General features: G+C 42.1%; 14 protein-coding genes and 1 pseudogene. All 15 read right to left on the reverse strand.

Translation table 11 applies throughout. The features are described from left to right. Window positions 1–102 (reverse strand): annotated as a pseudogene (locus tag D0T57_RS16080) (hypothetical protein); the annotation flags it as partial. Window positions 103–459: 357 nt separating this feature from the next. After that, entirely contained in the window at window positions 460–1,011 is a 552-nt protein-coding gene (locus D0T57_RS05685) for a hypothetical protein (RefSeq protein ID WP_163271768.1), read from the reverse strand. Between the two features lie 47 nt (window positions 1,012–1,058). Further along, complete coding sequence (locus D0T57_RS16015; RefSeq protein WP_163271770.1) at window positions 1,059–2,459, reverse strand: RHS repeat domain-containing protein; 1,401 nt, start codon at window positions 2,457–2,459, stop codon at window positions 1,059–1,061. Window positions 2,460–2,787: 328 nt separating this feature from the next. Next, window positions 2,788–3,495, reverse strand: a complete 708-nt coding sequence (locus D0T57_RS05695; RefSeq protein ID WP_163271772.1) for a hypothetical protein — start codon at window positions 3,493–3,495, stop codon at window positions 2,788–2,790. A gap of 55 nt (window positions 3,496–3,550) precedes the next feature. Then, window positions 3,551–8,098, reverse strand: a complete 4,548-nt coding sequence (locus D0T57_RS16020) for a DUF6531 domain-containing protein (RefSeq protein WP_163271774.1) — start codon at window positions 8,096–8,098, stop codon at window positions 3,551–3,553. Between the two features lie 89 nt (window positions 8,099–8,187). Next, window positions 8,188–8,454, reverse strand: a complete 267-nt coding sequence (locus tag D0T57_RS05705) for an immunity 17 family protein (RefSeq protein ID WP_163271776.1) — start codon at window positions 8,452–8,454, stop codon at window positions 8,188–8,190. Between the two features lie 107 nt (window positions 8,455–8,561). Next, entirely contained in the window at window positions 8,562–9,905 is a 1,344-nt protein-coding gene (locus tag D0T57_RS05710) for a hypothetical protein (RefSeq protein WP_163271778.1), read from the reverse strand. A 6-nt stretch (window positions 9,906–9,911) separates the two neighbouring features. Beyond that, a complete protein-coding gene (locus D0T57_RS05715; RefSeq protein ID WP_163271780.1) occupies window positions 9,912–11,726 on the reverse strand; it encodes a type VI secretion system Vgr family protein in 1,815 nt (604 codons plus the stop codon). Between the two features lie 32 nt (window positions 11,727–11,758). Then, on the reverse strand, window positions 11,759–11,941 hold the full coding sequence (locus D0T57_RS05720; RefSeq protein WP_163271782.1) for a hypothetical protein: 183 nt from the start codon (window positions 11,939–11,941) through the stop codon (window positions 11,759–11,761). 12 nt (window positions 11,942–11,953) lie between these two features. Continuing rightward, window positions 11,954–14,440, reverse strand: a complete 2,487-nt coding sequence (locus tag D0T57_RS05725; RefSeq protein WP_163271784.1) for an ATP-dependent Clp protease ATP-binding subunit — start codon at window positions 14,438–14,440, stop codon at window positions 11,954–11,956. A gap of 124 nt (window positions 14,441–14,564) precedes the next feature. Continuing rightward, the gene (locus tag D0T57_RS05730) at window positions 14,565–16,364 is read right to left on the reverse strand and encodes a type VI secretion system baseplate subunit TssF (RefSeq protein WP_163271786.1); all 1,800 of its coding nucleotides are present in this window, start codon (window positions 16,362–16,364) and stop codon (window positions 14,565–14,567) included. Window positions 16,365–16,391: 27 nt separating this feature from the next. Continuing rightward, entirely contained in the window at window positions 16,392–18,914 is a 2,523-nt protein-coding gene (gene tssR, locus D0T57_RS05735; protein WP_163271788.1) for a type VI secretion system protein TssR domain-containing protein, read from the reverse strand. Between the two features lie 12 nt (window positions 18,915–18,926). Further along, the gene (locus D0T57_RS05740) at window positions 18,927–19,817 is read right to left on the reverse strand and encodes a PKD domain-containing protein (protein ID WP_163271790.1); all 891 of its coding nucleotides are present in this window, start codon (window positions 19,815–19,817) and stop codon (window positions 18,927–18,929) included. A 3-nt stretch (window positions 19,818–19,820) separates the two neighbouring features. Next, complete coding sequence (tssO, locus tag D0T57_RS05745; RefSeq protein ID WP_163271792.1) at window positions 19,821–20,327, reverse strand: type VI secretion system TssO; 507 nt, start codon at window positions 20,325–20,327, stop codon at window positions 19,821–19,823. A 5-nt stretch (window positions 20,328–20,332) separates the two neighbouring features. Continuing rightward, on the reverse strand, window positions 20,333–20,827 hold the full coding sequence (gene tssO, locus D0T57_RS05750; RefSeq protein ID WP_163271794.1) for a type VI secretion system TssO: 495 nt from the start codon (window positions 20,825–20,827) through the stop codon (window positions 20,333–20,335). Window positions 20,828–20,869: the final 42 nt, after the last annotated feature.

The raw sequence follows: 20,869 nt of genomic DNA on the forward strand, positions 1-20,869 counted from the left end.
GCTGGTTACCTGTCCGCCAAGGTTGCGCCGGTATTTGCGGGTCAAACCATCGAAACCGATTTCTTCCACCACATCGCCCTGTGCATCGAGCTTGAAGGTGTAGTGTTCGCCGGCCTCGTTGGTTACGGCACGAAGCTGGTCTTCGGTATCGTAAACGAAGCGAAGGGTGGCGCCTTTCTCGGTGCGGCTGGCGAGTTTGTTTTAATATATTTTCACAATATATGGTTGAAAAGTAACAAAGGTAACGCTATTTCGCAGTTTTTCGATTGTTACTTTTTTTCTTCGCTTCGCGCAAAAGCCTTTCTCTTTGGTGCGATGGAAAAAAGTAACAGATGTTACACGTTTGAGGGCGTTTTAATCTGTTACTTTTTTTTAATTTGTCAAAGGGCTTTGAGTATAGATAAAGTCATTAGAAAATTATACTTTTGCCACGCGATAGAATCGCGCGGCAACGAGGAATTATTTTGGAATTAAACGTAGCCTCCGAGCATATATACCTTTTTTATTTATCTTATCATATAAGCAAGAATATTTCTTCTTCGATGTTTTTAAAAAGAAAATAGAATCATCCATTGCAAAATCGCCATTAGGTATCCCATATTCTTTTTGATTGTCAAATTTCACATTATAAAGAGATTCCGTTGCCCAAAAAACAAATAAAAATTCTGTATTTAAAATCAAATTTCCTATATTTATCTCCTCCTCTACAGGAATATTAATTATATCTTCTTTATCCAAATCAGAATCTTTCTCTGACGACCATACTTTGATTAATAAAATATCATCATTATTTCTATAAATTTTCACGATACCTGCCCCTTCTAATTCCCATGCGATTGGCAGATAGTTCTTAAATTTCACATTAAATCCCTCTAAAGTTAAGTCTGAATCGAATACTTCACATAATTGTTCATAATCTTCTCCATCAATCCCATCCCAGTTATTTATTACGCTAGAATCTGAAATGATTAAAGGACCTCCTTCTGTACTAATATATCCAAGGTAGTTCATATATTTATGCTCTTTGTACAACTTTTACATATGTATTTCATATAATATTAAAAGCCACATTGCTTTTTCTTTTTCTTAGAGTAAGCAGCGGCTTTAGCTCCTTGCCTCCTTTGCTCCTTTGGTGTTGCTGCTTTTCCGTTATTAATATCTTGTGCAAATTTTCTACGTTCTGCATTTGTCATATTATATCCTGGCAATGAGCCATCAACACCCTCATAATAATGTTTTACTAACATTGGATCATGGTCAAACTCCATTCCTGCCGGAACAGAGGATTTTTGCGCTGCTGTCGGAGTATTGCCATAATGTTTTTGTCTATTATATGGCTCTGTTGGAAATAATGTTAATTGATATGATCCATCACTATATTCTTCAATCAACCCTAATCTATCCACCCAAGTATTCGTGTCCTTCACATACGAATACAACTCTAATCCTCCTATTATCCTTATCGGATCCTGACTAATATACATCCCCTCCTCCGGAGAGTAATAGCGGAAGCGATTATAGTACAATCCAGTCTCACTATCTTCATACTGACCTTGATACCTGAACGGACAATCTACCTTCCACTGACCCTCAAAGTTACGCACTTTTCCATAAGAATCAAGGGTGCAAGACCAAACTTTTGAACCCATTTCATCATACATCGCTTCGGGCGTGCCCAGATAATTGGTAACGATAGAAAACTCCTGATCTCCAACCAGCTTGGCAGTCGGCACAAATGTCCCTTCCTCAAACACCCAAGTAGTTACAGGCTCTTTCGTTATTTTTAGATACTGCCCTTCCTCTTCACTGTATTCTGTGGAATGTACCTCGCGCCACTCATGTAGCGGCACATTGCCATCCCATACAAACTTGGTAGTAGTGCGTGCAAAATGCTTTTCTGTCCTTCTGCCAAGGGCGTCATACGTAAACAATACCGAACGGCCATCGGGACGCTTCACAATCGACAACATACCAGCAGCATTCCAATAATACTCCCATGTTTCGCCATGCTTGCCCTTCTTTTCTTTCAGATTACCTTCTTTGTCGTATTTGTATGTCCAATCCTCGGCCTTTACAAGCTGACCGCCTTTGGCGTACTTCCTGTCCATGCGGTCGAGGCTCTCGAACAGGTTACCCGTCTTGTCAGGATTGCGGTGTTCGATTTTGCCATCGGGGAAGATCGTTTTGCTCAGGTTGCCCCAAGTATCGTAGCTGAACTTGGTCTGCTTGCCATTGTCATCTATTTGCAGGAGTTGGTCGTTGATGCCCCACAGGTAGGATTTTTCGGACAAACTACGGTTGTTGTGCTGAATACCGTGCCCCGTTACCCTACCCAGACGGTCGCGAGTAGTGCGCGACGACAAGCCGCCTTGCATTGTCCGTCCGATTTCAAGTCCGAAGAGATCGCGCTGGTACTGGGTTTGCCAGCCGTTGGCGTGAAGGCTGGTAAGGTCGCCCATAAGGTTGTAGCCCGCGCGGATGTCGGCTCCCAGATCGGACGTGATGCCGATTAAATTAACCTATTTTTACAATATATGGTTAAAAAGTAACAAAAGTAACGCTATTTCGCAGTTTTTCGATTGTTACTATTTTTTCTTCGCTTCGCGCAAAAGCCTTTCTCTTTGGTGCGATGGAAAAAAGTAACAGATGTTACACGTTTGAGGGTGTTTCTATCTGTTACTTTTTTAAAATTTGTCAAAGGGCTTTGGGTATAGATAAAGTTATTAGAAGATCATCCTAGCCCCACGCGATAGAATCGCGAAGGAGCAAAGGGGAGAATATAGAAAACTAATTTGGCATATTATTAATATCAATTCTTGCCGTATCTTCAATCAAAGCCCAATTCCTAGTAGAAGATAAATAAAAACAATTAAATGCATCCAAACTTAATAAGATTATTCCATTTTTATTATTTCTTATATCATTTTTTTCTCGAACGACATTTTGAGTTATTTCTCTAACTTCGTTCAAGCTATCCTCTTTTGAGCAATTCTTTTTTCTAAATCCTTCCAATATAGAGAATAAAACTTTTATATATGTTATATATTCTTTGTATTTTCCCGATTTTTGAATAATTGACAATAAGTTTTTATTTTCGGTTATAAATTTTTTATCTGCTATTTTAATTGCATCAAAAAACACGTCAAGTTCTTCAATTATATCAATCTTCCACCATAAATCATTTACATACCAATATTCTCTACTGGATAACACTTTCTTTTGAGATAAATCTAATAAACTTCCTATCCTCTGATAAGCTTCGGAAGGCAAAAATTCCGGAGTATGTAAAGGCCATGTATATGACACAGCCATATAAAAAGAGCATGTAAATGTATTACTATATAATCTTGACCGCTCTATTGCAAGAGAAAGGACCATCCCGTTATCTAACTCTTTATAAAAAATAATATCATTTTTATTCCTTTTCTTTTCAAGAAATTTATAACCTAATATCTCTAATTTCACTTTTAGTAAGTCTTTTATTTTCTTTTTCATATATAACACATTGATGCTTTTGATAAATTTAACTTCTAATTTTCACTTAGTTTCTTTAAGGACATTTTTTCTTTGGTCCAATATAAGTACTTGATGTAGGAAGATACTTCGAATCTTTTGGATTATAGTACCAAATAAAAGTTTTAAATTTATTTTTTTGCATCAATGCAGCCCTTTTCTTAGCCTCTCTCCTGCCTGTTCTTGTATTAGGTTTTATAATTACAACAATATTACCTTTTTTCCCATCCTTTCTTACCCTTTCTCCTGATTTTAAATCAATTGTAACTTCTGTATCATAACCTATTTTTTCTATTTTAGCCTCAATTTGCCTATGAGCTTCTTTTCCAATGGAAGCACCAGAACTATTACCACTTGTTCCTGATTTCGCTAATCCAAATTGATCTAACCATGAATTAATATCATGCACATAAGAATAAAGTTCAAGCCCCCCTTCTGTCCTTATCGGATCCTGACTAATATACATCCCCTCCTCCGGAGAGTAATACCTAAAACGATTATAATATAATCCCGTTTCCGAGTCCTCGTACTGACCTTGGTACCTGAACGGACAATCTACCTTCCACTGACCCTCAAAGTTACGCACTTTTCCGTAAGAATCAAGGGTGCAAGACCAAACTTTTGAACCCATTTCATCATACATCGCTTCGGGAGTACCCAAATAATTGGTAACGATGGAAAACTCCTGATCTCCAACCAGCTTGGCTGTCGGCACAAATGTTCCTTCCTCAAACACCCAAGTAGTTACAGGCTCTTTCGTTATTTTTAGATACTGCCCTTCCTCTTCACTGTATTCTGTGGAATGTACCTCGCGCCACTCATGTAGCGGCACATTGCCATCCCATACAAACTTGGTAGTAGTACGTGCAAAATGCTTTTCTGTCCTTCTGCCAAGGGCATCATACTTAAACAATACCGAACGGCCATCGGGACGCTTTACAATCGACAACATTCCAGCAGCATTCCAATAATACTCCCAGGTTTCGCCGTGCTTACCCTTCTTTTCTTTCAGATTACCTTCCTTGTCATACTTGTACGTCCAGTCCTCGGTCTTTACAAGCTGACCGCCTTTGGCGTACTTCCTGTCCATACGGTCGAGGCTCTCGAACAGGTTACCCGTCTTGTCGGGGTTGCGGTGTTCGATTTTGCCATCGGGGAAGATCGTTTTGCTCAGGTTGCCCCATGTATCATAAGTAAACTTGGTTTGTTTTCCATTGTCGTTTATCTCTAACAACTGGTCGTTGATGCCCCACAGGTAGGATTTTTCTGACAAACTACGGTTGTTTTGCTGAATGCCGTGCCCTGTTACCCTACCCAGACGGTCGCGAGTAGTGCGCGACGACAAGCCGCCTTGCATTGTCCGTCCGATTTCAAGTCCGAAGAGGTCGCGCTGGTACTGGGTTTGCCAACCGTTGGCGTGAAGGCTGGTAAGGTCGCCCATAAGGTTGTAGTCGGCGCGAATGTCGGCTCCCAGGTCGGACGTGATGCCGATACGGTTGCCGGCATCGTCATAACGGCTTTCTACAGCATAGCCGTTGGTAATTTCCCTTATCACCCGCCCCAGAATATCCCGCTCGAGGATCACTTCGGCGGCACCGTTCTCGGCCTTTATCAGTGCGCCGTCTTTGCGGTATTCGTAGATTTCTTCTTCGCGGTTCTTACCGGTGGGATCGTAGATCACTTTGGTAACGCGACCTACAGGATCGTACTCGTAGCCTATTTCCTTGCCGTTGGGGCGAAGGACGCTGGTTACCTGTCCGCCAAGGTTGCGCCGGTATTTGCGGGTCAAACCATCGAAACCGATTTCTTCCACCACATCGCCCTGTGCATCGAGCTTGAAGGTATAGTTTTCGCCGGCCTCGTTGGTTACGGCGCGAAGCTGGTCTTCGGTATCGTAAACGAAGCGAAGGGTGGCGCCTTTCTCGGTGCGGCTGGCGAGTTTGTTCACGCCGCGATAGGTGAAGCGCACTTCGCGTTGTTTGTCCTGGGCGTGTATTACGTTACCCTCTACATCGTAGGTCAGACGGCGGATGTTGCCGTCGGGCTCTACCACTTGGGTGACGTCGCCCAACAGGTTGTAAACATATTCGGTGACACCGCCCATAGCGTTGCTATAGCGGGTGCATTGCCCCAGATGGTCGTAGCACCATTCGTTGCGGCCACCGTCGGGCGAAAGGGTTTCTATCAGGTTGCCATGACGGTCGTAGGTCAGGCGCGTGCGCTGCCCCTGCGAACCGGTGATGGTGGTCAGCAACCCGTCTTCGTATTCGAAGTGGGTTACCGCGCCCAGTGGGTCGGTGCGCTTGACGAGGTTGCCGCACAAGTCGTACTCCCATGCCCATTTGCCACCTGCTGCGTCGGTAGCCGAGGTAGGCAGGTATGGCAATTCCGGGTTTTCGTATTCCAGTTTGGTAAATCCGCCGTCGGCTGCGGTCATAGATACCAGATTGCCTATATCGTCGTGTACTTCGCCTGTCATATTACCCAATGGGTCGGTAGTCCATTCGGGTTCGTTGTAGCGGTTGTAGCGGAAATCGTATTCACCGCCGTTAGGATCTATACGTTTGGTTACCAGCCCATAGCGATGATAGTAGATCGTCTTTTCGCCCAGCGAGTTGGTTACCTCCGTGCAGTCGGGGGCCACATAGCTCAGCTTGTGGTGGAACAATCCGCCGCTACCCCTGATTTCGAGACATTTGGCATCGTACTTAGTGCCATCGTAGGTTATATCCCATGTAGTACCGTTTCGCCATGTTTCTTTGGTCAGCAATGTACCTTTATATTCAAAGTACATGGTATTGCCCAGCGCATCGGTCTGCGCTGTCAAGCGTCCGTGCGTATCGTACTCGTAAGACGAGGCAGGGAAATATTTGCGCGGGTCTTCGGCATCGGGCAGGAGGATAGTTCTTATATGCCCCTTTCCATCGGTTTCGAAACGGATAATGCGGCCTGCTGTATCTGTCATGCGGCTAAGGACACCATCGTTATCGTATTCGAGGCGAATAGAATAGCCGTTCTTATTGCTGATACTTTGCAGCAGGTTGGCTTCGCTCTTATTGTGAGGGTTCTTATATATCTTCGCCGTAAAGCGGTATATCAACCCTGTAAGGTCGGTAATATAATAACTGTCGGTATCGTCGCGATAGAGCCATAGCTTTTCCTGCCGGTTGAAGCAGGATTCGCCTACGCCTATATGGTCGAAGATGGTCAGCCGCCCGTCATTCATCCGCAGGGTTATGCAATCGGCATCGGGCGACAGGTCGAGCGCCATATCGTAGCTATGATGCCATCCTGTACCCAGAGGTCCATCGTATTCGCTATACGAATAGTAGGTACGCTCCCACTCTATTGGAATGATACCCGGCAACGAGAAATCGACATTGTCGGTGTAGAAGTTACCGGATGCCACATCGGCAGGGTGAGAAGTTCCTGTTCCTATCAACTTGGATACGGCGGTAAAGAACTTACATTTCAGTTTGGTGTTTTTGCCGTTCGCCTTGCTTTTGGTCGATAGCTTCCTTATCATGGCTTCGTTTTTTCGGCGCATTTTACCTAAACCTGCTTTAAAGAGGCGGGTGCCTATTGTAAGCGGATTGATAGGTGTAGGTATGATATTGGTAATAACCTGCTTTGCCATCGGGATAGGCATAATCACTCCCGACGGGACATAAAGATGGGCTGGGAATATTGGTTTTTTGTCGGCATTACGGTTGGGCTTCTTGTTGTGTATGGAAAAGATGCCGACATCCCAACAATCGTTGTGCATATGCGGTGCTGTACCTGTAAGCGGCGAAGCATCGGCTACCACAAAGAAGCTGCCCAACAGCGAGTGCCCGTTGTTCTTAGCCACCATACGCGAATAGACGGGATGGAAGCCTGCTCCCATCGGGATATGCGGAATCATCTTGGATGGCGTTCCTGCCACTACGCGCGGGAAAGGACCGACCTTGACGCTTGCTCCCAGCATAGAGACTACCATAGTGGCTACAGTATAACCCAGATTAGCTGCTTTTACGGCATTGGCTTCTCCCAAGGATACCCCACCTTCGTTGCCTTCTTCGCCATCGTCTACAGGTGGTACTTCCGGCGGTACAGGAATCAATTCTAAGGCTGCACATGAAACGAAGTCCATCAACCGGAACATTATCCCACCATAGAAATGCGGCATCGGTATCGGGGCTGGCGCCGGAGGAATATTTACCATATGTACATCTATTCCGAATACAGGATCCATCAGCTTGGTCACCGGTAAGATAGCCTGTCCTTTAAAGGCGGCAAGTTTTTGCATTATAGGCATCATCACCGATTCGCTGATCTTTGTGCTCAAAGATGTTATGGTACCGAATGCCATTATTGCGCCTTCGCCAGCATTTAGAAGAGTTGCCGCAGCTTTTTCGCCATCTGTAGCTTTCTTGTTATTGTTAATTTTATCTTGTGCCTCTTTAAGCCCTGACAACTGCTGCGCTACCTGGTTTATTTCATTTTTGGCATGCGAGGTGGCCGTATAGCCATCATTGGGGTCTATATCGAAGACTTTGCCATCTCCTTTTGGCTTACTATTTGAAGATGTATTTTTTTTAGCCATAATGTTTTATTGTGTAGGTTTTATAATTCTTATTGATATCAAAACATTGTGTTTTATTCTGAAAACAAGTAGTAGCCGTAATTATTAATTCACATAAGAAAATATAGAATCACTCCAAATACAATTAATATAGCACCTGTAGTTCCAACAATTATACGTGCTAATTTTTCACTTACATTATATTTAACCCATGCTAGATTAAAAATACGACCATCATCCTCGAATATCCACTTCCAGTTTCTAATTGCTCCCAATAAGAGAATAAACCCAAATAGAGGAAGGATAAGTTTTGCATACTGAGGATTTTCAGAAAAAAATCTCTTTACTGCATCATAAGCATTTTGAATAAACTCCATTTCAGAAAAAACAAATTAAGAATTAAAAATATATTATTGCGAACTACCCTTTCTTTAATATCTTGACCAGGCAATTAAAACCTGATACATAATATACCCAAAGGAAACTAGCCTTCTTCAAACAAATATTTCTCTGATATTTTCTTGAGTTCGTCCCTCCATTCCTGCCCCCAAATGGGTATAAGAATACTATCCAGTTCTTCGTCGCTAATCTGCTTCTGATAATCAGTCTTGAGTAATTGGCTTATCAACATGGTATAACTCGAAGCTTCTATAACGTCCGGTGCGATAAGAGTCCCTAGCTTCGCCCCCTTTACAAGCGGGGTAACAGGATCGCCTCCCCATATTTTTTTTGCAATATATCCTTCCATCCTAAAGGCTTCTACCTGCAATACATAATCGTTGCAGGCTTCGTAGGCCGCACCTGCCGCCTGGCTATCGGCAAGTGCTTTTTCCCATTGCTTTTCCATACTATATATTCCGGCTCGGTATAAAAAAGCCTGTCCCTGCTGCCTATAGTATATTTCGCTGTCGAGAAACTCTTCGCCCATTTGAGAAACGGCAACTGCACTATCGGCATAATAGTACATCTGCTTTTTGTCTTTAAATGCCAGATAGGCATTACTCAGCATCATATACAGGCCGATGAGCTGCGATATCCAATATGGATTTTTAGCAACATTGTCGGTAGCTATTTTCAGACATTCATCTCCATGTTTTTTTACGAGTTTCTTATCTTTCTTCCCTATTGCCTGTATCAGGCAAACAAAAGAATACCGGTATGGAGTGGCAGGGTCTTTAGGATCGCCACTGGCTGCAAGCTGAGCCATAATATTGTCCATATCAACCTCCGGCTTAACGGTTATTAATTGATTGGAATGGTTTAAGGCCAGTTTCCCGAATACGGGGTTTTCTTCGGTATCGCATATTGCAATTCGGACTAAAGGAGAAATACCGGCATCCAACGCATCGTTTAACCAGTTATTTATAGCCTTCGTTTTATTACTATAAAACATCAACACGGGGGTGAGCACAGTTCCTTTTTCCAGATTCAGGGATTCTGCAAAATTGTTGATATTAGCAATAAATAAATTTGCCGAATTATCTTTCGACTCCAATGTGTAATCGGGCTTCCAGTCGATTGGCTCGAAGTCTATGCCTTCTGCTTTTTCTGCAGTGTTCCATTCGTTTAATATCTCTTCCAGTTCTTCGAGAAGGGCTTTACTGAATGTATCTTTACTGCTAAATTCGGTTTCGAAACAGAATGCGATATCATCGGGCAAGGATTCGGGGCTTAAGAGATATTTAAAGAATGTATCGACAAACTCTATGTCTTCATTGCGCTTTGCATGCACTCTGATAATACGTCCCTGCTTGTTTTCAGTGGCTTCGATCCACTTCTCGGAAAAGTCTTCGAGCTTCTGGTCGACTATTGTGGTTTCTCTGTACATGATTTATTAGTTAAGTTTCACTATCGCTCCGTCTATTACCGTCTGCCCTGTTGCTGTAATCATAGTCTTTGTTTGCCCCGAAACTGTTGTTGTATTTCCGCCATGTACAGTAGTTTCTGTACCGGTAACATTAGTCTTAGCTCCTTCTGCGGCAAAACTGGCACTGGCAGCACCACTGGCTATGGTTGCCGAAACTGCACCATTTACGGTCACTTCTTCTCCCTGAATCGTTATTTTTCCCGCACTTGTCATAGAAATCATGGATTTTCCCGTAGACAGGGTTATGCTCTGATTAGAATTGACCGAAACATTTCCTTTTCCATCGAGTGTAACTGTAGAGTCTGCTCCTTGCTTGTCTTTTATGGTAATACTTCCTGCCTCGTCGTCAAATGTTATTGAATTGCCACTGCGGGTAATAATACTTTTGATATGATTGTCAGACGTTCCACCGGCTGCATTGCCTGCGTGGAACATGCTACCCATCACATACGGACGGTTAGGGTCGCCATACTCGAAGCCTACCATCACCTGATCTCCTTTTTCGGGAATAAATACCAAGCCCCGGTTTGTACTTGCGGCATCGCTCGAACCGGCATCGGGGGTCATCACACGCATCCAGATTTTACTATACTGGTTGGCAAATGCGAAGTCGACCTGCACGCGTCCCTGATTTTTAGGGTCTTCGTTGCTGGTTACATGCCCCAATACAGACTCAGCTACAGGCATCTTAGGTTCGGCTACAGGCATGGTCTGGAGGGAGGCTGGAACGGCTTCAAATTCATTGCTGTATCTTAAACGTTCGTTTATGCGGTGTATGGATTTTACGACGCGATATGTCCCAAGTTCCTTATTCATCGAAAATTCACCCGGTATGCAAATGGTTATTAAACGGCCTATGGTAGATTCGAAGGTCTTCGATTTGCCTGTTACATAAACCGTCTGGGCTGCGGTACGGGTTTTATCCCTCTTTACCAGTTCTTCCAATCCCGAACGGTCGTTTACCGGAGCACCAATCTGGTTTACTGCCGGCTTTTCGGATGTCAATGCAAGGTTTTGCTCTGCGGCTTTGTCGAGGAAGGGATTGGAATTTTCAATTTTATCGGGGGATTCCTTATCCAGAAAAGAATCCTGTTCGGCAACATACTGATAGTAAACGGATTGATTTGGAAGCATCCGCGTACAGAACTCGATATCCGAGATTTCTTTGTCGTATGTCAATTTGATGGCTTCCCATTCTTCATAGGCTCCGAATAGTATTTCGCTACCGCTATAGAAGAGGTTTTCTCCATATAGATATGCTATACGTTTGAGAAACTCCCAGTCGGTTTCGTTATACTGCATCAGGAAGTCTATCTTATTTTCGTAAGTAGGCTCGTTCACGCACTTCATATAATCGGTATATACTCCCTCTATCAGCTTTTTGAATATATTGCGAAGCGTCATATCCGAATAGACATCCATACGGCGGCCTCTTTCGAGCATAATGGTCGGGCTTGAGCCTTCGAGTATCAGAAAGCCATTACGGCCGTCGATACCTGTCATCCTCACTTTTGTTACAACGCCCTTGAATACATAGGCTCCACCATTGTTCTCTCCGTGACGGATGTCTATGACCACCATACTGCCAATCATTTCTATTTGCTCGGTGGGTTTGCCCATAAAGGTTTTTCCTGCTATATCGGAATCTAACCGTACGGTGAAATGATGGTGTTGTCCATATTCCTGCACGATTTCCAGATCTACAAACTCTAATTCTTGTCCTCCAACGCGTAAAATGGCGTTGACCATATTCTTTTTGTCGAGTAAGCTTGTGATATTCATGATTGAATGTTTATTGTGGTTAAAGTTTCTTTTTACTTCTTATCTTTCAATGCATCGTCTTCAATACCTATATGATATTCTTTTTCTTTTGTCCAGTAGGTGACATAATCTATCTTGTAGCGTATGCCGGAACGGTGGGAGCGGATTTTCACTTCATTATCCCCATATAATTCTTGTTGCTGTTGCAGCTGGCTTATTAATTCACTGATTTTCATAGGCTCACATTTTTAATTTATATCCCATGTCAATTCATCATTTCCATCTTTCCCCACAGTGAGCTTCTGCCCGTGAGACAGTTTATTGCCAACTATCAACCGGGATATCGGCCGTCGCAGATAAGTACGTATCGTCCCCGCAATCTGCCTTGCTCCATACTTTGGTGTAAATCCTCTTGAGGATAGCATTTTGCGGGTTTCATCATCTACCTCCAATTCTATGCCTTGTTTGCTCAATGCATCTTCGAGGCTGCGAAGCTGGATGTTGAATATCTTAAGCAACATGGTTTCGTTGATTGGCGAGAATGGCACAATTTCGGAAAGGCGAGCCAGAAACTCTGGGCGAAAATATTGTCCCATCACTTCCATCAACTGCGTAGTTTCCGGTGTAATACCCTGATTTAACTGTTCGGTAAGCCACTGGCTACCAACATTGGATGTAAACAGTACAATGGCATTCGAAAAATCACCTTCTTTACCCAAACGGTCGTGCAGCTTACCTTCGTCCATTATCTGAAGGAAGATATCGTACACCGACTGGTGCGCTTTCTCAATCTCGTCGAACAAGACCACAGCATAAGGCTGTTGGCGTATTTTATTTACCAATAATCCCCCCTCTTCGTATCCTACATATCCCGGAGGTGCACCATACAGCAAGGCTGCCGAATGTTCTTCTTTAAACTCCGACATATCGAAACGGATCATTGCCTTTTCATCGTTGAACAATACTTCGGCCAACGATTTTGCAAGTTCTGTCTTCCCCGTACCTGTTGGCCCTAGTAAGAAGAATGAACCTATTGGCTGCCCGGCTTTATTCAATCCGCTTCGCGATTCGAGAATGGCATCTACCAACGATTTGAGTGCACCATCCTGCCCTACCACCCTGCGGCGAAGCAGGTCTTCCATATTCAGCAGGCGTTCTTTTTCCTGTGCCTGCACTTTTCCGATAGGAATACCTGTTTTGGATGATATAATAGCCGCAATTTCGTGAGGTTGTATCGCTGTTATTTTTTCTTTTGCGAAATCGCGCAACATATCCAGAGCCTTGTCGATATAATCGAAAAGCTTTTGTGGATCTTCTATTTCTTTTGCATCCGTTTCGTCTGTAATAATACCCAGCATAATAGGACTCAACCTGTTTTGCATAGAGAAATGGAGAAAATGCAAATCTTCGAGCTTTTCTTCATCTGTTTTTTCAAAAGATCCTTCAATATTCGCCAATTCCTGTGTAAAATACTGGATGTCATCTTTTGCCGTTTCATTCACCATCTTGGTAGCCGACATGGTTCTGTCCATCAAGTCGATAGCCGAATCGGGCAAACGACGGTCTTTATCATAGCGTTTGGCTAGGCGTACGCATTCTTCTACAGCATCTTTAGTTATTTCCAGTTTATGAAATTCAGAATAACGGGGCAAAACCGAATGCATCATCAGTATCGCGGAAGAAATATCCGGCTCGTTAACCTGCAATACTTCGAAGCGGCGGCTAAAGGCATGGTCGGGTTCTATCGTCTTACGATATTCGTCGATAGTAGTAGCCCCGATAACGGTCAAATCGCCTTTCGACAGTTCAGGTTTCAGTATATTGGCGGCTCCGGAGTTTCCTTGCTTCGAGTCGAGCAAGACATGTATTTCGTCAATAAAGAGAATAGCATTGTCTACTCCGCGTATCTCTTTGATAATGTTTTTTATCCGGTCTTCTATTTCTCCTTTATATGTTGCCCCCGCAATCAAAGCGCCTGTATCCAATTCATAGACAACTGCACCTGCCAGGTAAGGCGGTACTTTTCCATTTACTATATCGTGGGCAAGACCATCGACAAGGGCTGTCTTTCCAACACCCGAATCCCCGATAATCATTACATTGGGCTTGCTATGGCGTCCCAGTATTTCCATCATCATGCGGGTTTCTTTGTCGCGGCTGACGATACTATGTACCTTCAAATCCAGAGCCAAAGCCGTTTTGTCTACGCAATATTTCATCAAGTTGACCAAAGGCATCGCCCCGCTTTCTTCCGAGCCGATGAAAGAAGATGCTGCCGGTACGCCTATAGACGAAACTACCTGCTTGCCACTGACATAGAGGTCGAATATTTCATTCTCGCGCAAGGGGAACGATTTTAACTGATCGGGTGTAAAAGCTACGCTCGGACGGGCTAAAGCAGCCAGTACACAGATTGGATTTATTTCCAGCAAGCCCAATTTCAGTCTCACATTATCGGCCTCTTCGAAAAGAACGGGAATTTTGTCATCAGGCAGTATTTCGGCAACGACTCCCGCCTTCGGAAAATCTTCGATACGCATCTCAGCCCATTCTTCGAAATAGCCGAGGTCTTTGTCCATACTCTCCAAGAAGGGCTTCAATCCTATTTCTTTATGTAGGAGGGCTTTTAATAAATGCCCTGCCCCGTAATGGGAATTATAATATTCGCGGGCTATAGATTGGGAAATCCTTACCGCTGTTTTTACTGATTCGTTTAGATTTATAAAATCTGCCATAAAACCATTATTTTTCTATTAAGTATAATTCATTATCAAGTTGAGCGTATGGAGGATTCTATTCCTCCATACTGCTCTTGGCAGAAGATAAGAAGCCTGTCGCCGACGGGCAGCTATCCTCCTTTTAGTGCGGGAAAACCAAAGGCGATTGTTCCCCTATGTTTATGTTATATATAAAATCGTCGGGCGAACGTTCCTGCAAGCGCACTTTCAGGCTTTTCAACGTTCCTTTACGGCACAACAAATCCGGATAACCAGCTGATGGATATAGCGTTATATTAACAACCCTTATAATCCCCTCTTTCGGCTTCGGACTTATTTTCCCTCCCAGGCTAATTTCTACTTTTTCGATGGCACGCCCCAGTTCGCTTTCGCAAAAACATTTGATATTGTGCTCTGTAATTATCCTGTCTTTGGATGTAAAAAGATACCTGTCGATAGACATTATATCCTGTATATCGGTAAATTCCTTTGCACCATAAACTTCGCAAAGAGATTGGGCTATCAGCCCGTCTATTTTAGCAGTTTTATCCGATGTGAATATTTTGCCCGACGGTATGTTGTTTAAGTGTTTACCATAAGTCACCCAATAGCTGACATTTACCATCGACGTATTTTTGTAGGGACTTATTAATAGTTGCGTTATTTCTTCTCCTGTGTTTCGGTTGTTGATATCAGTTTTTTGAGCATCCTCATTGCCCGTATTTGCTAAAGTAGACATGACTTGGGTAACCTTGTCTTTGTCGATAGCTGAAAAAACAGTACGCTCGTCGTCCATCATATCCAACAGATGCTCGATATAATCGGTAAGGCCAAACTCTTCGATAAATACTTTATTTACAGATTCGAGATGATATGTACCGGGATCGTTGTTACCGGTAATTACATCTAATGTGAAACTGCGATCTCTATTATCAGTTATGGAGTCGATAGATAACAGTTTTTCTCCCAATTCGGACGAAAGCATTGTCATCTTCGACAGGTTTTCCCTGATAATATTGGTCTTCATTAGTTTCTTGTTCGAAACAGGGAAGGTATTGACGGCAATTACAATATTCTGAAGAATATCGACGGTGAAATAGGATAAAAACTGTAATTTGACCCAGTATTTGGGTTTCAGGTCACTTACTTGCTCCAGATTAATTATATCTTTCAACTCTTCTGGCACAAGTTCCTGTTTCAGATTATTCACCTCTACTTTTTCGTCAATCCTCAAATAGTGATCGTTGTAGAAATGCAGTATATCGAGGTCGAACTCCATCGATGGCTCTTCCTGAGCCGGAAAACCTTGTTTGAGGCCAATCTCTTTTCCATTTATAAAGCATTTGGTAAAAGGCAATACATCGTACAATTCGTGTATCTCCGATAATTTAGGAAAATCTATGTAAAAGGATAATCCTTTCAGGTTTTCCACCTCCTGATTGATATCTAAGCCCAACCATAGAGAATTGCTAACCGGCTGCTTTTCGGCATTTACTATTAATTGCTTCTTTAGATTACTATCTACAGCGTATAATTGCTTATAGTGGAATATATTGTCTATCTTGATATTGTAAAGGCACGTATTTGCTACCGGATGGAATATGATGGCATCCGCTTTTTCGTCGACAAACCCGTCGGGCACCCATTCGAGTGTAAATGTGTTGTTTTGCTCAAGCAAAACTACAGGATGGTTTGGTGTCATGTGAAGAATGGTATGAGCCGGCCGTACAGACATGTATTTCTCGGGAGTCAATTTCCTGGCAATTTTCTCCAATAACGTCGTATCTATATCATTCAGCTTGTTTTGTACCAGATACAACTCATTGGCAAGTGTTCCGACCATCATTTGTACCAAGAGGTCTAAACGCTCAATTTTCCTTGTACCCCATATCTGGTTGGTATAGGATAAAATCTGGTTGCGTATGGTTTCTTTACTTTTCATTCACAAATTCCTGTTTTTTCGTTCTGCTTAAGGCAACAACTTCCTGTCTACCCAATAATACGTTTCGCTGTTCGACTCGAATTGCTCTGCTTTATCGAGTTCTTTCTTCATCTTTTTGTAATAAATTACCAGATTATCAAGCTCTTCGTCCGTTACAAGTTTTTTGTCTTTCAGTTCCTTTATCGTTATAGAGTTTAACAGTTGATTTGATGTTGGACAACCTGTTATCCGGTATTGAGCCTCAGCCAAGGTCAACGTATTCAGTATCTTTCCCTTTTCTTTGCACAGCTTGCAATACTTGATAGGGCTGAGAAATACTTTTACCAAATGTTTGCGGACTTTTTTCGTGTTGGCATAAGTCCCTGCTTCGGGCAATATGGATGTATTCACCGAATCTGTTGCTGCACCATCGTTTCCGGCCTGAGGCTCTCCTCTTTCGAGTTCGGCAAATAAATCGTCTTCGGGGCAATTGCACGGCTTGCGCTTTTGTTTCGCCTTCTTCTGTTCGATAACCAGATCCACTTCTTCTTCCGACAGGGAAGCGACAAATTCTTTGAGCTCCTTCATTTCCGCTTCGGACAACATCAGTCGGTAAGCCAGTGCATTATTGGCCGAATCATCCAACAGTACTATTCTGGATGGCATATACCATCCCGGGGTTTCGTTTACAAAACTGGCTATAAGCTTCTTTTGAGGTATCCGGGCTGTATCTATGCCGTAATGCTGAACAAAAAGACTGTCGAAGCGGGTGCGATTGTTGCCAACCGAGCGAAAAGCCCGCGACATATATTGTGTAATACTGCTGTTGTCTTGTCTGATCTGCTGTATCATGGTATCTACATTATGCGTCAATATTTCCATCGGCAGTGTCTCCGATTTCTGCGGAAAGAATAAAGCACCCTGTGTAATACTGTTGTCGGGAAAATCGAGGCGGTAGCTGTTTTTATGCTCCCCTACCTGTTTGTAGTAATTCATCCGTTTTATCTGTTCGGGAGATACCAGAATATCCCGTTTTTTCTTTATCATGCCATCGGCATAATGATTTATCATATCTTCTATTTCGAGTACGAAGTTGTTGTAATCGTCCCCCTCTCCGGCATAGACCTGAAAACCGATTATGCGACAATTGTTTTTCAGTATCCGGTTTACAAAAACGGAGTCGATACCCGAACTGGTTACTTTTTTATCACCGATCAACACAATCAGATTATTAGCATCTTTATACTTGTCGAACAATTCTACCGACTTGCGTAAAGCAGGCCAGGAATTACGAGGGGCTATTATCGGACGCAGCTTGTCTTTCAGGTTGGCCTTGTCTGACAAGTAGTTGACTATTTGTGTATAATCGTTTGTAAATGCAGTGCTGACAGGGCGTAGAATCCTACCACTTTCGTCGAATGTCATAACACTGTTGAACTGATAGCTATAATTATCGTCTTGTTGTTCGAACAGCGGTTGCAGGTTTTGCAATGCATTTACTATTTGGGGAAATTGAGCAATGGTCTGGTCGCCGCCATCGAAAACAAAAGAAATATTTATCCTCTTAAGCCCTTTGGTAATATTTTTGAATTTTTTGTAAGAAATCGGGCTCCCATTTACATTGAATATATAGTTGTTGCTATAATCGAATACCGGCATTACCATCCGTGTTCTGAACGCTACCAAAGAGTCTTTTGTGGAATATGACGATACCGGAGTATATTTGAGGGTCTTATATTGGTCTGACAGCATCCTGCTCGCATCTGTAATATCTTCCGTCAATGTAATATCTTCATACTTACGGATAAAGAAGCGTTTCTGTGCCTGAGGTACAGTTCTTAGATTTACATGAAGGCCTGTGCCTATATCTTTTATCAGCGAATTATCTATCCAGCCCAACACATCATTTTTCACCTCATCGGGTTGGAGGTAAGGCTTCCGGGCTATGAGGCTCATAGATTTATCTTCCGATTGTTTCAACTGATAGACAACACTATAAGGAGAAAGCACGCTCGCCGGAATTTTAAATTCCAAGCCTTTGTATAGCTTGATAGAATCGTCGGCAAAGAACTTTTCGGGTTCGTTGATCGATATACTGTCGGCAAATATGGTGAGTGTTTTATTTTTCTTGCCGCTCGAAATATCTGTTACCGACTGCTGGTAAAGCAATAATTTCGACTTGTGCATCCAGCCATAGTACTCTGCTTTTTTATAGTCCAGTTTGCCATTTTGCAATATTTCGGGTGTATATTTTATCAATTTGAGATACTCTCCTTTTCCTTTCTTGCCAATCACGAGAAACGGATCGAGGAAATCTACATCTTTGGCTTTAACCTTCCCGCCGGCTTTGTTGAAACTTTCGTTTTTCGTTCTGTCCGAGTACACTATCCAAGGTTCGTTATTCAGCTCGCTTCTTGGCGCTTTAATATCTTCGCCACAATAGTTAAGAGAATATTGGCGCGGTATTTTCTGAACTCTCGTAAAACGATGTACAGGACCGCACGAAGTGCTTATCAGAATGAGTATCCCCAATAGAAGTATAAGCGTTTTATATATAGTCTTGTTAAGCATATTTCTTTCAGTCTATAAATCTGTTTGAATGACAATTAGTTTAGTGACACAGACACCCTCTTCCGCTTCTTTTACATCAATAAGCACATCTTCTATTATCACTTTGTTTTTACCTATGATCTTCAATCCCTGACAATATGAATAAAAATCGTTTTTCTTATTGTTATTTACAATTACCAATGCATTTGGATTTCCACATAAATATTTAGTCTTTATATGATTATAGTGCGTATTGAAAGACTTCTGATCCACTATAGCTTGCAAATGTTCTTTTATATCATTGCCTTTGACCGAAGCATTATCTTGGGCACCTTCTTCCGAATATAAAGGGATAATATCTATGATATGCTCAATCGGATATTTAATTTCTTCTGTATATAATTTTACAATATAGCGTCCGGGCTTTTTATATTGGCATATAGTAGTTTTCTCAAAAGCATCCATATGCCCTGTTTCTCCAAACATCCAACGCCACTCTTTAGATGACCCCTCTCCGCGAAATGTTATGTACTCGTCTACTAAAGCCTCTGTAGGCCCTATAATTTTTATTAACTCCAGCGACTCGTCTCTTTTCGGTCTACGTACGCTTACCGTAAATGTCTTTTGCATATTGTTGTTCACAGTGAGGCGTACCTTATATCTGCCTACAGAATCGTAGATATGTTGCCCTCTTTGGGCATAAGATGTAGTAATAGCTGTATCACCAAATTCCCAACACCATTTTTCGGCACCTCGTGTACTATCCGAAAATGAAATAGGGCTGCCCAATTCCACTTCCAAAGGATCTACAGTAGCCTCTATTTCTTTATCGTACATACAAGAACGCACAAAAAAAGTAATAGCCAAGACGAACAATATGGATATGAATACAATATAAATCCGGTGATTCAATAATTTACCCATAGTTTATTTTTTTATATTCTTCAGTTCTTCATTCTTTTTCTCTAAGCCTACGCGGCATTCTTCAAGATTCTGTCTGACTAGTACAATATTTTGCTTCCTGCTCCAAAGCTCCCTTCTATCAGAAAACCACATGTTGTAAAAGACAGATGTTTGCGAGAATATCTTATACCGGCCATCTGTGGCATTTTTGTTGTATATTTCTTTGAAGCCATCTAAGTATATCCTTATATCATTGGCCTCATACGTAGCCTTAACAGACAAATCGAAACATTTTATTTTATTATAAATAGAATCAACAATTATCATTTGTTCATTCTGAACGTTTTGGAACTTACGGATATAATCCATTTTGGCGATAACAAATCTTTTGTTTGTTTCAAATTTTGTATCAGCATAGTAAAACAAAATGCTACAACAGATAAAGGTGACCAACAGGAATAATGCGGATACATATACAAAACCTATGTTTTTTTCACGTTGGTTTTTTGTTATTTTCTTTTTTTGCTCCATGTCCTCTATTTTTTCGCAGTGTTGCCACTCTTTATTTGCTGTGCTACCTCTGTATTTTTATTTCTACATGTTTTCAATTCTTCTTTTGCGAAATCCTCATCACCTTTGATTACACTGATAGAATCCTTCACACTCAAAAAGACATTGATTTCATTCATAAGCTTCTGATAAAGACGAATATCGCGACTGTTCATGCCATCCATTACAGACAGGATTTCCTGTTTATGCCGGCTCACCAAATGATGTAAATGAACGTCATGATATTTTGTATTAAACAACGTTGTATATTGGTAAAGCGAATCTATCCGATTGGTCAGGTCTATTTGTTTTACATATATTTTGTCGTATTCATCAGTCTTTTCTATTATACGATTGACCTCGACATTCGAAGTCCAGATGTAGCAGGTATAAACCAATACTCCCGTAACGACACAGGCTATCAGATAACCTGAGAATTTCAGATATCCACGGGTAACTTCCTTATGATTTTTAGCGCGCATAAATCAGCATATTTTATTTGTGCAAATTTCTTTTAACTTCTT

The organism is Dysgonomonas sp. 511 (assembly GCF_010501105.1).
Taxonomy (GTDB): domain Bacteria; phylum Bacteroidota; class Bacteroidia; order Bacteroidales; family Dysgonomonadaceae; genus Dysgonomonas.